The organism is Dyadobacter psychrotolerans, assembly GCF_004349265.1.
Lineage (GTDB): Bacteria > Bacteroidota > Bacteroidia > Cytophagales > Spirosomataceae > Dyadobacter > Dyadobacter psychrotolerans.
Map to the genome: position 1 here is coordinate 139733 of NZ_SMFL01000002.1, position 13679 is coordinate 153411.

Here is a 13679-nt window from a genome sequence, read left to right on the forward strand (position 1 = left end):
AGACAACTTTGCTGAGTCTTAATACAAAGGCAAAGGGTAGAATTTGATTTCATGATTTGTTAGGTTAACTATCAAAAAATAGACTGCGCATGCGTTAAACTACGGCAGGGAAACTAGACATTATTAAAATATTTTACAGAGATACTAAGAATTAATTAGATTATACAAATAATCAGATAGAAAAATTTACAATAAATCACAAAATGTGTCTAAATGACAATCAAAGGCATTTTGTGCTTAAAAAGTAACAGTTGGTTACAAAGTGTTAATCCGGATTTTCGGCAGGTATTATCAGCATTCAGGAATTTCAGGCTGTTTTTAATGGATGGGTTTTTGGAGAGGAATAGTTTTTTTAAACAGTATTAATAAACTCAAATCCATGAAAGAGGAAGATATTAAAACAACCGCAAGAATAATTTTAGGTGCAGGTTTGATCTTTGCAGGTATCAGTCACCTTACTTTCGCGAGAAAAGAATTTCAGGCTCAGGTGCCGGATTTTGTTCCTCTAAAAAAGGACGACACTGTTGTCTACTCCGGTTTCGTTGAAATTGCGATGGGCAGTGCAGTGGTTTTTACCCCTAAAAAACAACGTGATACGGTCGGGAAAATAGCCGCCGCCTTCTTCACAGCAGTGTTTCCTGGTAATTTATCCCAGCTTGTTAATCACAGGGATGCATTCGGGCTGGATTCTGATAAAAAACGGTTCGGAAGACTGTTTTTTCAGCCGGTTCTGGTTTGGTGGGCTTTGAAAAGTACCAGCAAAAAAGGCAATTAATATTCAATATCGGCGCAGAATTAGTCTTCATTACCAGTCAGGCTGAAAAGTTATTAAACTGTCTTCAGCCTGATTTTATTTTTTATCAATCGATAAAATTCCTAACAATTAATGTATTGAAGCTTAACGGCTTGTATGTTTGACGCAAGATATTTTGCGAAATTGTCAGACGTAAACGCCTTCAAATTTCTAAGTACATTTTTACCCAGACGGATTGATCTTCCGAAGTTGGTGTAAAACGGTGGAAATACGATCGTCGACTGGTCAATTGTGGTTCCAATGATTTTTCTTTTATTTTAATTTTTTAAAGATTTCCAACATGGTCTCTGAGTCGAGGGCATTCATATCCACAAGCTTTAAAGACTTGACCATTTTAAGCGTTGCCGTTTTATAATGCTGAAAGTGAGAGGTTTTTAGATGTGACTGATAAGCCGCGTTATCGGTATAGATTTCTATGATCCTGATCTGGGTTGGCTGCTCTTTACCGCTCATGGGAAAAATGGCAATTACCCCCGGTTCCTTTTTGATAGAAGCCGCCGCTTCTTCTTTAAGAATGGCATTATAATCAAACAGGTATTTGGGCAGAATTTCGATTTCTGAAATACGAACCATCATACCGTTTTCAATAACGGGAACCGCTGGTTTTGCGAGGACTTGCCGTAATGAATTTGCCTGGGTTCTGCTCACAAATTTTTCAATCAGGTCCGCTATTTCCATGAGCTGATTTTCTGTGATACCGGTATTGATTCCCATCTTTACATGAGACTGCAATTGTGATGTTACGCCGGGCATTGCGGCAAGAGCCGAAATGGTCACAAGTTCCCGCTGTTGAAAGGTTAGCACCTCGCTTTCAAAAATATCAGCAAACAAATGTTCTTTCAAAAATGCATCGATTCTTGGCGCAAATTCTCCAAATCCCGGTGCCGGCTTCAACTGCGGTGTTTTGGTTAATTCTTCCAAAACCGTCCTGCCCTGCTCATACTTATCCTTCACAGATTTTTTTGAAACTTCAGGTTTTTCCTGCTTTTCGTTAAGGCCGCTTGCCTTTCTTTTCTCTGTGACAGCCATAAGCGTAGCAATCCCGTTCAGACTTCTTGGAAATCCACAATATGCATATAGCTGCACCAGGATTTCCTTGATTTCTTCCACAGTTAAGCCTGCATCCAGTCCGGCGTTCAGCTGCTTTGACAGATTTTCCAGATCACCGCTGGAAGTCAGGGCGGAAATGGATATGATGCTTTGCTGTTTAAGGTTTAGCTCTTGTTTCTGATCTTTTGCGGTTTGTGCTTTCATGACAGTTGAAGCTAACATGAGCAAAAAAAGCAGCACATATGAAAATGGTTTGGCCCGGCTCATTGATTGGCGTGTTTATTGTTTATTAACCTCATTATAGTCTTCATCAGATACTGGTTTCAGCCAGATCACATTCGTACCGCCCTCAAAATTCGTGATCGCGATATGGGTCATTTTTGTGGCCTGAGCCGCTCCATGCCAGTGCTCCGTATTCTCAGGAATGTTGACTACATCCCCTTTTTTGATAGGTTGTGCCGGTTTTCCTTTTTCCTGATAGAACCCGGCCCCTTCCGTTACGATCAGAACCTGTCCTTTCGGATGCGTGTGCCAGTTTGTTCTGGCGCCCAGCTCAAAACTTACGCTACCCATTGCAAAATCATTATTTTTGTCACGTGCCAGAAGAGGTTTCAAGTAGGCGTCCCCGGTGAAGTATCCGTTTGTCAGCTTGTCTCCTTTTGGAAAAAGAGCTGTGCTTTGATTATCTGTCATTTTTGTTGAAGCTTTAGTTTGACTATATACTGTGAACGGAATTAATGCTGCGATTATCAGCAAGTAAAGGCTTGATTTAAAGATTAGTTTCATGTTATACTTTTTTTCTTTCTTTTGGTATGACAAAGGTCGGCCATCTTTTATGGCGAATTTTTATACAGATTACTGGTTTATTTACCACTTTTACTGATCTGCTACATAGAGCCGATTCAGGCGATTGTGAATCATTATATTTGCTTTGTAATCAGATGGAAATATGGAACAGGTAGAAAGAATTGATACCGTTAAGCAGTATAATACTTGGGTGGGTGCTGATACGCTGCATCCTTTGGTGAGTGTGGTCAATTTTAATGAAATACCAACCATACAGCATTTCAGGCGATATATGGCCGTTTATGCCGTATTTCTGAAAAACATCAAATGCGGTAATATGATGTATGGCTGCAAGCCTTATGATTATGAAGATGGAACTTTGGTCTTTGTATCTCCTGGACAGGTATATGGCATTGACAGCAAGGGCAAATCAATGAAACCCTCTGGTTACGCGCTAGTTTTCCATCCCGATTTGATTGCAGGAACGCACCTTGGAAAAATCATTAAGGATTACTCGTTTTTTTCCTATGAAGTCAATGAAGCGTTGCATTTATCAAAAAAAGAAAGAGAAACGATTGTGGATTGTTTTGAAAAGATCAGAGCCGAGATCGATCAAAATATCGACAAGCACAGTAAGACGCTCATTGTTTCCAACATCGAATTATTTCTCAATTATTGCATGCGGTTTTATGACCGGCAGTTTATCACCCGCAGTAATGCAAACAAAGACATTTTGGTACGCTTTGAAGATTTGCTGAATGACTATTTTAAATCAGGAAAAGCCCAAACTTTGGGGTTGCCAAGTGTAGCCTACTGCGCGGAAATGCTCCACTTATCTCCTAACTATTTTGGCGATCTTATTAAAAAGGAAACGGGAAACACGGCGCTGGATTTTATTCAATCCAGATTAATTGAGGAAGCCAAGATGAAAATATTCGGGGCCAATGCTTCATTTGGGGAAATTGCTTTTCAACTTGGATTTAAATACCAGCAGCATTTCACCCGGCTTTTTAAGCAGAAAACCGGCGTGACTCCGAATGAATACAGGAGTTTGAACTAATGATTTAGGCGCGGCTATCCGATGGAATCGACCTTTGGGGTGGCAAAGTAGTTTCTATTGCTACAAGGAGATCCAGGAAAACTCACCAGGTTTTGAGGGATATGCTTTTGTGAACAAAATGGTTTTAATTTCAGCTTTCTCCAGCTATCGGATTTAGTGTTGCAGGGGAAGCTGTTTTTGCTGATTTGTAAGAACCGGAAAATTAAGTTTATTTTTGAACGGATCTTTCAGAATTGGCCCATGAAGTACACCCGGCAGCGCTTATTGACAGGAGGAAAATCGAAATGGTTGCTCGCTCTGGGCATTGTCTTGATCTATCTGCCCATTAGAATCTATGTCAGTAATCCTGAGTTTACCTGGGCAATTTTTACCAGCAAACTTCCTTTGTGGCTCGTAGAATGGCTGGTCAACGTTGTGTTTTTTCGCCTCTGGATTAGTATAATCGACTACATTCAGATTCTTTCAAACCGAATCAATCAAAAAATCAAAATAAAGCCTGTAACGCAACTGATAACCTTTATTACAGGCGTTGTATTGGCAGTTGCGTTTAATACTGCATTTGTTTTTCTGTGGCTGAATATGGCGTCGTTTTACAGCAGGCACTTCAACGTCGATCTTTTTGCAAACAGAATGTATCCTCAATCGGTTGGTCAGTTTCGGAAAGTTAATGGCGATACAGAAAAAGTAATCAGGCTAATTTCTGAACGAAGTCGTAGTCAAAGAAGTAAATCAAACACCGCCCTAACAATCATGGCAATGCTGGCTACGTTTTATCTGGTTTCCAACAGACGGATGCTCGAAAGTATGGCGCAGATCAGGGTGGATGCAGAGCGGCTGGAAACCGAACACATGCACGCTCAACTGATCGTACTTAAAAACCAGCTGAGTCCTCATTTTCTTTTCAACAGTCTGAGTATCCTGACTTCACTCATTGAGACCGATGCGGCCAGATCGATTCTTTTTGTTGGGCGGCTTTCAAAATCCTACCGTTACATTCTCGATCAAAGCGGCGCAGAAACCGTTAAACTCGGTGCAGAACTAGATTTTCTGGATACTTATGTCTACTTGTTAAAAGCGAGGTTTGAAGAAAAACTAAACGTCATAATTCACATTCCTGAAAGTTATAAATACCAGTATTCAATTGCTCCTTTGACTCTTCAGTTGCTGATCGAAAATGCCGTCAAGCACAATCAGATGTCCGAACAGGATCCGTTGACTGTGACAATCTGTGCTGAACTTACGTTTCTGATCGTTAGCAATCCCATTCGCCTTAGGTCCAAAACCGGCAATTCTCCGGCAATCGGCTTAGACAATATTATCAAACGCTACCAACTTTTGTCTGCTTCCCCGGTAATTATCGAAAAAACGGAATCAGATTTTGTGGTAAAAATACCTCTGCTGTCATGAATGTGCTGATTATAGAAGACGAAAATCAAACTGCGAAGCGACTTGTAAATCTGATTCATCGCTATGATGCATCTATTGAAATTTTAGGTCAGTTCGCGTCTGTCAAAAAGACACTTGAATATTTCAGTCAGACAAATAATCATTTACCTGATTTGCTTTTTCTGGATGTTCACCTCGAAGACGATGACGGTTTTAAGATACTTGAAAACATTGACAGCAGCATTCCTGTCATTTTTACAACCGCTTACAGTGAGTATAGTTTAAAAGCCTTTAAAAGTTTTAGTATCGACTATCTTTTAAAACCGATTGATTACCAACAGCTTTGTGAGGCGCTGGATAAATACAAAAGAATTGTTTCTCCGACGGAATCTGTCAGCAAGTCATTAGTTCAGGAAACGCCTCAGATTAGTATCAAAGAGCGGTTTTTGGTAAGCTGGGGGGTGAAGCTGCTGAGCATTCCTGTTGAGCAGGTAGCCTATTTTTCCTACGAACAAAAGGCAGCATTTCTGGTAACCAATGACCAACGGAGGTTTACCGTGGATTACAGCCTAGACCGGCTGGTGCAGCTCACTGATCCAAATAAGTTTTTCCGGGTAAACCGAAGTATTTTGGTTTGCCTTTCCGCCATCTCGTCAATCGTTACTTATTCTGCTGGAAAACTCAAACTGGAGCTGATCCCGGAACCGGGTTACGAGGTGTTTGTCAGCATCGACCGTGTGACCGAATTTAAGGACTGGCTGGGCAAATAAGCCATAATCAGTCGAAGCGTGGAAACCATTCGATATCAAAAAACGGCTTGTCGACTTTAAAAAAGCGTCATTCAGCTTTTTTGTTTTTTCTTTCATTTTCAAATACGGCAATTTCAGGCTGTGGCTGTTGAACCGGCAGCCCGTATTTTTTGAAGGAAAATCGTGGTCGATTCGCAACTTATGGAAAATTTCGCAGCATCGTTTTATCAGACTTTAAATCGTATCGCAAAAGACTTTACGATGACGGAACTCGAAAATGTGGCTACCATTGTAACGGGCTGTGCTTATCAGGTTTCAGATTATGCATCAGATGAGATGAGTTCTGTTACGGTTATTGAACATTTTGCCGGGAAGGAGCTTGTGTTTGGTGAAGATAAATTCATGAGAATTACCGAACGGGAAATCATGAAATATAAATTCAGAACGGGTGATATTGTCTTTTCACACCGAAACAGTGAAAAAGGACTTGGCAAAACGGTGCTGTTCGATTCTGCAAAAACGGTAATTCACACCTCGAGATATCTTCGCATCAGACCTGCGGATGATTATGACAGCACGTTTCTTGCATTGCTTCTGGATGTTTACAGACAAACCGGATATCTCCACCGCCTTGCAAAAGGAAATGCTAATTTGTTAGCAATAAATGTATCATCCTTAAAAGATTTGAAGGTGCCGCTGATTGCCGACGAACAACAGCAAGCTGTCCTGACCAAAATGGGTCGCGGGTCATTTCAGGATTATTAATTTATAAAACACAGAATAATCACATACATTTATTGCAAATGACTTAACTGGTCGATGCAAAATAAAAATTACGATATTATTCTCAGCGGAAGCGGAATGGCTGGTCTAAGTCTGGTTTACCGGGCGTTAAAAGAAGGAATCTGGAAGAATGAGACCATCCTGATCATTGACAAAAGCCGCAAAGAAAAAAATGACCGGACCTGGTGCTTCTGGCAACAGGAAGCCGAAGTGTCTGATTTTGAGCAGGTAATTTTTCGCCGATGGGAAAAAATATCATATTTCACCAATAGCGGTTTGCACCTCAAACTACAAAACGGTGCCTACCTTTACAACATGATCAGAAGTATAGACTTCTATGAACATGTTCTCAATTTTATCTGTCAGTTTAAAAATATCAGTTTTTTACACGAAGAAATTATTTCCATCGATGGAGGAGAAAAATTCGGTATCGTAAAAACGACCAGCGGAAACTATACAGCGCGTTATATTTTTAATTCAGTTTACAAAAAACCGGAGCTGAAATCACATAACCAATATTTTTTACAGCATTTCAAAGGTTTAAGAATTCGTACCACTCAGTTCAAAGCCGATCCGGGTGAGATGTACCTGATGGATTTTCGAACATCGCAGCAGCAGGGAGCCACTTTTTTTTACGTCCTGCCTCTGGATAAAAATGAGATTTTCCTGGAATATACCATCTTTTCCAAGTCGCTGTTAGAGCCAGAAGAATATGATTTAAAAATTAAGGAGTATCTCACTGAGGTGCTTGAAATTAATGAATACGAAATCCTCGAAAGTGAGTTTGGCATCATTCCTATGACCGATTACAACTTTGAAAGAAGGGCTGAGAACGTAATAAATATCGGTGTGGCAGGAGGGGATACCCGGGGCTCATCGGGTTATACGTTTACAAATACGCAAAAGACCATTTCAAAAATTCTGGATTCTTTCAAAAATGATGGCCATCCGTATTTTAAGGATGAAACAATCAGCACAAAACACAAATTACTTGATGCAACCATTCTAAAAGTTCTTGATGAGAACGTCTATAACGGCGAAGAAATATTTTCCGATCTTTTTAAAAATGTGAAGGCTGAAAGTGTTTTTGCTTTTCTCGATTCGGAAAGTAGCATCATCCAGGATCTGACCGTGATGCGCAGTCTTAAAGCAAAACATTTTATTGGTCCTTTTATTCAGGTAATTCATCAGAAAATTCTCGGCAGATAATTAAATCAAACAGGTTGATGGAAATCAGGAAATCATTCGCGATTTTAGAATTGACTTAAAAAATATTTTTCAAATTCTTCCTTTCCCAGAAACCTTGCCAGTGTTTTTGTTTTTTATGCCAAATTTGTTGTTAAAACTGCTTTTTGCACTTTTGGAGGATCATCTACAATTCTGCTTGGAGCAATTTAATTTTTTGTAAACATTGTGATTTGGCTGTTGTTTGTGTTTATTTGAAAATTATAACGGCAAAACCTCATGGACTTCTCCTACCCGTATCCGGGATCGTCTGACGAAAAACTGGTTTGGCAGCGGTTCCTTGCTGGCCAGCCGGAGGCTTTTGAGAAATTGATGTCCACCCATTTTCGCTCACTTTTTCAGTATGGCAGTAAGTTTTCCAAAGACAAGGAATTTGTAAAAGATTCGATTCAGGATCTGTTTTTGATTCTTTGGGAAAAACGGGAAAATTTAAGCTCGGATATTGTGGTGAAATCGTATCTGATGGCTTCTTTGCGCAGGCTGATGCATCGCAGTACAACTACCAGATCACGGTTATTTGATAATGCCTCTCCGGAAGATGAAGGAGTTTTTGAAATCGAGTTTTCCGTAGAAGAGCACTACATTGAAAGTGAGTCGGCTTTTATGCTGACCGAGAAAGTCAGAAAGATGCTTAGTGAACTTCCCCGTCGTCAGAAGGAAGTTGTATATCTTAAGTTTTTCCAGGATTTGGATCGCAACCAGATTTCCGAGGTGATGGAAGTTTCTCCGCAGACGGTTTCAAATTTACTGCAAATCGCAATTAAGCAGCTTCGCACATACTGGAAGGCCGAATTTCTGATTTTGTTGACCATCCATCTGTTCATTTAGCGCCTGGGTATCCTGGCTGCTTCAATCGTTTTTCGATTTTTTTTAAAATACTTTAAATTTTATTGGTATCCCCGATCTGTTTTGGTCTATCCTTAAATAGACACACAATTTTTTATGGACCAATATAAAAATTTTAAGTCAGAGGATTTTGTCTGGGACAGCTTTTTCAGGCAGTGGGTGCTAACACCGACCAGGGAAAGCGATCAGGTTTGGAATGACTGGCTTTTACAAAATCCTGAAATTTCTGATCTGGTTTATACGGCAAGACAAACTGTGTTGGCATTAAAGGTACAGGATACGGAGATTTCGTCAAGGGAAATAGAACGGATAATTAGTAAGACGGTCGGCAGTATCAATCAGCCTTATGAGCGTGAAACGATATTGACGGATGTTGCACAAAACAGATTTTATCAACGATCCTGGTTTCAGTTTGCAGCATCGGTGTTGCTTATCGTGGCCGCCGGGTTATGGTTGAAATTTTATGACGGAAGTTTTCAAAATTCTGAATCGAAAATTGCTTCGCTGTTATCAGGTAAGGTTGAAAAGGGTTTGATTGAAAGAGTCAACGATAGTTCACAGCCAATGGAGGTATGGCTTGAAGACAGCAGCCGGATAACGCTTGCACCCAAAAGCCGGATTAGTTATCCTGAAAAGTTTTCGGGAGCGAAGCGCGAAGTTTCTCTGCATGGCGAGGCGTTTTTCGAAATTTCCAAAGATCCGCAGCAGCCGTTTTTTGTTTATTCCAATGAACTGATTACCAAAGTGCTTGGTACAAGTTTTACGATCAAAGCATTTGATTCTTCCCGGCAGGTTACCGTTGAGGTGAAAACAGGGAGGGTGTCTGTATTTGCCAAATCAGATCCGAACCTAAGATCCAAGATCCGGTCACGGGAGTTGAGCGGAATCGTATTGTCGCCGAATCAGAAAATTATATTTGAGCGCGATCAGATGCGGATGGTGAAAACGCTGGTTGAGAAGCCGCAAATTATTTTGCCAAAAGCGCAGATACCTCATTTTGAATTTGAAGATACCCCGGCCAGTGAAGCTTTCCTTTCGATTGGCAAGGCTTATGGAATTGATATACTTTTTGATGAGGATTTATTAAAAGAATGTCCGCTGACGGCAACGCTCGACAATCAGACATTACATGAAAAACTGTCAATTATTTGCTCAGCCGTAGAATCAACCTACGAGATTCTGGACGGACAGGTGATTGTTCATAGTAAGGGTTGTAGGAATTAGGGGAGAATGGAGGAAGGAGAAATTAAGAATTAAGAATTAAGAATTGGGCCTGAAAGGCCTACATCTCAGCCTGGGGAGATTCCCCAGGGAATTGATATCGACCGTGGCCACAACCATGGGACTATTCCTAAACCGTTAATTAAGTAAAAGAGTAACCCTAAGAAAAGGGCCGGAAATGGTGGAACACTTCCGGCCCTGAATTAAAACCCTGTATGATTGGCGTCATTTCCTTGCAAAAGGAGACAGGGTGTGTTTTGCCATTTTTTTCATTATTTCAAAACAATCAAATTTATGAAGAAACCTTTAAAGTACCGACAGGTATTACTTTGGACTATGCGAATAACAGCTACCCAACTCTTCTTTGCCCTGATTTTGTTTGGGGCCGCTTACGCGCATGATGGCAGCGCCCAGTCGTTGTTAAGTCAGAAAGTTTCGGTGTCGGCAACCGGAAGCGAGGTGAAAAAAGTGCTTAACCAAATGGAAAAGCAGGCGGATGTGCGGTTTGTTTTTAGTTCAAAACTGATCAAATCAACCAGAAAGGTGACTGTCACTGTACAGAACAAACCTCTTTCGGAAGCGCTGGACGATATCCTGACGCCGCTTGGTCTGCAATATGAAGTGTCTGGCAAGATCATAATCCTTAAAAGGTTAATTACTCTTCCGGAACAGACACCGTCTGCCAGCGCGCCTAAAAAGAATATTTCCGGCAAGGTTCTTGACGAAGTCGGACTGGTTTTACCAGGTGTGAGCGTAGTGATCAAAGGGACACAAACGGGTACGAACACGAACGCAGAAGGAGACTTCCAACTGGATATTCCAGAAGGCGCCTTAGGTCAGACGGTATTGGTTTTTAGTTTTGTCGGTTACAAAACCCAGGAAGAAATCATTGGTAACCAAACTGCACTGTCCATTAAAATGACTCCGGAGGATCGCTCTCTGAAAGAAGTTGTGGTGGTAGGCTACGGAACAGTTAAGAAAAAAGATCTGACCGGAGCAGTGTCGACCGTACAGGGCGATATGATCGCAAACCGTAAGACAACCCAAATTTCACAGGCATTACAAGGCTCCATGCCGGGTGTGATGGTGACAAGAAGCAACAGTGCACCGGGCGCTACGGCTTCCATTCGCGTAAGGGGAGTGACAACGATCAACGATGCGGGCGCCAACCCGTTGATCATTTTGGACGGTGTTCCTGTTGATGATATTAATTCTATTAATCCCAATGATGTAGATAATATTTCTGTTTTGAAAGATGCTGCTTCGGCTTCTATTTATGGCTCACGTGCGGCAGCAGGGGTCATTTTGGTGACGACCAAGCGTGCTAAAGATGGTCAGCTGAATCTGGATTATACTTTTGAGTATGGTATCGAGAAAGCCACACGGCTTCCTACTTATGTGGGTGCGCAGCGTTACATGCAGCTGACTAATGAACTAAGATGGAATGACAATGGCAACGGAGCAAACCAGTATCCTGCCTTTGCCAAAGATCTCATCGACAATTATCCGCAGCTTCATCAGGAAAATCCGGACCAGTATCCCGACACGGACTGGAGGAAAATGATCCTGAACAATTCAGCTCCGAGGCGCAGCCATATCCTGAGCATTTCAGGAGCCGGCAAGACACTTCGTTCCCGCGTATCGTTTGGTTATGACAAGTCAGACGGACTTTATGACGGGCGGTCGTACGAACGTATAACGGCTAGGGTTAACAATGATATTACGATAAACAAGTATCTCTCGGCTACTGTTGATATGAATTTCCGTCGGGCTTTTTCAACCCAGCCAGTATCGGATGTAAGAACACCCAACGCGATGACTTATCCTATTGTGAGGATGGGAATGATGCCGGCGATTTTTGCTGCTGAATGGTCTGACGGGCGCGTTGGAGCAGGTAAAGACGGAGCAAATATTTATGCCTTGATTAAAAACGGCGGTTTTAACAACCTTTGGTCAAATCAAATCGGTGGAAAAATGAGCCTTGATTTTACACCCGTTGACGGCTTGAAACTCTCGGGCGTTGTATCTCCGTTTCTGAATTTTGACAAGGGGAAAATATTTACCAAAAAAGTACCTTACACGTCTTACAACAACCCGGGATCGATTTCTGGTTACATAGAAGGTGCAACAGAAACCAAACTTCAGGAAGCACGCAATGACAATTATCGTTATACCACGCAGTTTTTGGCTAACTATTCTAAAGAATTTGGCAACCACAGTGTGAGTATTCTGGGAGGTTATGAGTTTTATAAAGCATCGGACGAATTGCTGGGCGCTTCGAGAGGGCAATATCAGCTTACATCTTATCCTTATCTAAACCTTGGGCCATTAGAGTTTCGCGATAACAGCGGCAGTGCATTTGAAAGTGCTTACCGGTCTTACTTTGGGCGCGTAATGTATAATTTCAAAGGAAAATATCTGTTACAGGCCAATATCCGTTATGATGCTTCTTCACGTTTTGCAAGTGATTACAGGTGGGGTGCTTTTCCTTCTGTGTCGGCGGGATGGACGGTTTCAGACGAAAAATTTATGGAATCAACCGCTTCCTGGCTTTCTCTGTTTAAAGTGCGTGCTTCATGGGGGTCACTTGGTAATGAGCGTATTGCGGACAGCTACTATCCCTACCAGGCACTCCTGAATTTTGAAACCAGTGCTTTATTTTATCAGGGTAATAATGTTGTTTCGGCTCAGTCTGCCGAGCAGGCACAGTATGCAATCCGTGATATTTCCTGGGAAACCACGCAGTCATATGACATAGGTGTTGACATGAATTTCTTCCGCGACAGGCTTCGTTTTACCGGAGATTATTACCGTAAAACAACCAAAGATATGTTGCTTCCGCTGGAAATACCGGATTACATTGGTTTTGAAAACCCTAATCAAAACACAGGTAAAATGTTTACCAATGGCTGGGAAGCGCAGCTGGGCTGGAACGATAAAGCAGGTGCTTTCCGCTATTCAGCATCATTTAACCTTTCAGATTTTAAATCTAAAATGGGAAACCTGGGCGGCACTCAGTTTTTAGCTGATCAGGTCAAATTCCAGGGAAGTGAGTTTAACGAATGGTACGGATATGTTTCAGAAGGCCTTTACCAAACCGCAGACGAAGTTGCCAACTCTGCAAAACTAAATGCCAATATGAAACCGGGTGATATCCGGTACAAAGACATCAGCGGACCAAATGGCGTACCGGATGGCAAAATTTCTCCTGAGTACGACCGTGTTTTGTTAGGCGGTTCACTGCCGAGACTTATGTTCGGAGCTAATTTTCAGTTGGGCTATGGAAATTGGGATTTCTCTTTTGTAGTTCAGGGTGTGGCCAAACAGAATTCCAGGTTAGGTCCGGACATTCTTCAGCCTTACCGCCAGAACTTCGGGAATTTTCAAACCATTATCGATGGTAAAAGCTGGAGCAATTACAATACTGCCGAGCAAAACCTTGCGGCTCAATATCCGCGCTACTCAAATACCTCAGCAACAAACAATTACGTGATGTCTGACTATTGGATGATTAACGGAGGTTATTTACGTTTGAAAAATATCAGTCTGGGTTATAATGTTCCAAAAACACTTACTGATAAAATTCATATTTCAGGTGTGCGCTTGTACGGAACAGTAACGGATCTTTTTTCTCTGGACCGTTTTCCAAAAGGCTGGGATCCTGAGCAAAATGCTTTGGCTTATCCAATCACGACTTCCTTTGTTTTTGGCGCATCTGTTAAATTCTAAAACTGAACGA

Annotated in this window: 11 protein-coding genes; 9 read left to right on the plus strand and 2 right to left on the minus strand. The window is 41.6% G+C overall.

The window, feature by feature from the left end:
* Positions 1 to 379: 379 nt before the first annotated feature.
* On the plus strand, positions 380 to 775 hold the full coding sequence (locus E0F88_RS04505) for a DoxX family protein (RefSeq protein WP_131956929.1): 396 nt from the start codon (positions 380 to 382) through the stop codon (positions 773 to 775).
* Positions 776 to 1066: 291 nt separating this feature from the next.
* On the opposite strand, the gene E0F88_RS04515 is transcribed toward E0F88_RS04505, so the two are convergent.
* The gene (locus E0F88_RS04515) at positions 1067 to 2068 is read right to left on the minus strand and encodes a carboxymuconolactone decarboxylase family protein (RefSeq protein ID WP_165939993.1); all 1002 of its coding nucleotides are present in this window, start codon (positions 2066 to 2068) and stop codon (positions 1067 to 1069) included.
* Positions 2069 to 2143: 75 nt separating this feature from the next.
* Complete coding sequence (locus E0F88_RS04520; RefSeq protein WP_131956931.1) at positions 2144 to 2557, minus strand: (R)-mandelonitrile lyase; 414 nt, start codon at positions 2555 to 2557, stop codon at positions 2144 to 2146.
* 256 nt (positions 2558 to 2813) lie between these two features.
* Here E0F88_RS04520 and E0F88_RS04525 point away from each other — a divergent pair, with 256 nt between their 5' ends.
* The 8 genes from E0F88_RS04525 (at position 2814) to E0F88_RS04560 (ending at position 13669) form a co-directional block, all read left to right on the plus strand.
* A complete protein-coding gene (locus E0F88_RS04525) occupies positions 2814 to 3710 on the plus strand; it encodes a helix-turn-helix domain-containing protein (protein WP_131956932.1) in 897 nt (298 codons plus the stop codon).
* Positions 3711 to 3950: 240 nt separating this feature from the next.
* Complete coding sequence (locus tag E0F88_RS04530; protein ID WP_131956933.1) at positions 3951 to 5117, plus strand: sensor histidine kinase; 1167 nt, start codon at positions 3951 to 3953, stop codon at positions 5115 to 5117.
* Complete coding sequence (locus E0F88_RS04535) at positions 5114 to 5866, plus strand: LytR/AlgR family response regulator transcription factor (RefSeq protein WP_131956934.1); 753 nt, start codon at positions 5114 to 5116, stop codon at positions 5864 to 5866. Before E0F88_RS04530 ends, E0F88_RS04535 begins: the two co-directional genes overlap by 4 nt.
* Positions 5867 to 6046: 180 nt before the next feature.
* Complete coding sequence (locus tag E0F88_RS04540) at positions 6047 to 6610, plus strand: restriction endonuclease subunit S domain-containing protein (protein ID WP_131956935.1); 564 nt, start codon at positions 6047 to 6049, stop codon at positions 6608 to 6610.
* Between the two features lie 54 nt (positions 6611 to 6664).
* A complete protein-coding gene (locus E0F88_RS04545; protein ID WP_131956936.1) occupies positions 6665 to 7837 on the plus strand; it encodes a lycopene cyclase family protein in 1173 nt (390 codons plus the stop codon).
* A gap of 255 nt (positions 7838 to 8092) precedes the next feature.
* Positions 8093 to 8701, plus strand: coding sequence for an RNA polymerase sigma factor (locus E0F88_RS04550; protein ID WP_131956937.1), 609 nt, complete (start codon positions 8093 to 8095; stop codon positions 8699 to 8701).
* Between the two features lie 114 nt (positions 8702 to 8815).
* Positions 8816 to 9943 (plus strand): FecR family protein, encoded by a 1128-nt coding sequence (locus tag E0F88_RS04555; protein ID WP_131956938.1) that lies wholly within the window; start codon positions 8816 to 8818, stop codon positions 9941 to 9943.
* A 291-nt stretch (positions 9944 to 10234) separates the two neighbouring features.
* Positions 10235 to 13669, plus strand: coding sequence for a TonB-dependent receptor (locus E0F88_RS04560; RefSeq protein ID WP_131956939.1), 3435 nt, complete (start codon positions 10235 to 10237; stop codon positions 13667 to 13669).
* Positions 13670 to 13679 lie beyond the last annotated feature (10 nt).

What these genes read in the sequence shown, in the direction of transcription:
- E0F88_RS04505 (WP_131956929.1), top strand. Translation starts at nt 380, where the DNA reads ATGAAAGAGGAAGATATTAAAACAACCGCAAGAATAATTTTAGGTGCA.
- E0F88_RS04515 (WP_165939993.1), bottom strand. Translation starts at nt 2,068, where the DNA reads ATGAAAGCACAAACCGCAAAAGATCAGAAACAAGAGCTAAACCTTAAA.
- E0F88_RS04520 (WP_131956931.1), bottom strand. Translation starts at nt 2,557, where the DNA reads ATGACAGATAATCAAAGCACAGCTCTTTTTCCAAAAGGAGACAAGCTG.
- E0F88_RS04525 (WP_131956932.1), top strand. Translation starts at nt 2,814, where the DNA reads ATGGAACAGGTAGAAAGAATTGATACCGTTAAGCAGTATAATACTTGG.
- E0F88_RS04530 (WP_131956933.1), top strand. Translation starts at nt 3,951, where the DNA reads ATGAAGTACACCCGGCAGCGCTTATTGACAGGAGGAAAATCGAAATGG.
- E0F88_RS04535 (WP_131956934.1), top strand. Translation starts at nt 5,114, where the DNA reads ATGAATGTGCTGATTATAGAAGACGAAAATCAAACTGCGAAGCGACTT.
- E0F88_RS04540 (WP_131956935.1), top strand. Translation starts at nt 6,047, where the DNA reads ATGGAAAATTTCGCAGCATCGTTTTATCAGACTTTAAATCGTATCGCA.
- E0F88_RS04545 (WP_131956936.1), top strand. Translation starts at nt 6,665, where the DNA reads ATGCAAAATAAAAATTACGATATTATTCTCAGCGGAAGCGGAATGGCT.
- E0F88_RS04550 (WP_131956937.1), top strand. Translation starts at nt 8,093, where the DNA reads ATGGACTTCTCCTACCCGTATCCGGGATCGTCTGACGAAAAACTGGTT.
- E0F88_RS04555 (WP_131956938.1), top strand. Translation starts at nt 8,816, where the DNA reads ATGGACCAATATAAAAATTTTAAGTCAGAGGATTTTGTCTGGGACAGC.
- E0F88_RS04560 (WP_131956939.1), top strand. Translation starts at nt 10,235, where the DNA reads ATGAAGAAACCTTTAAAGTACCGACAGGTATTACTTTGGACTATGCGA.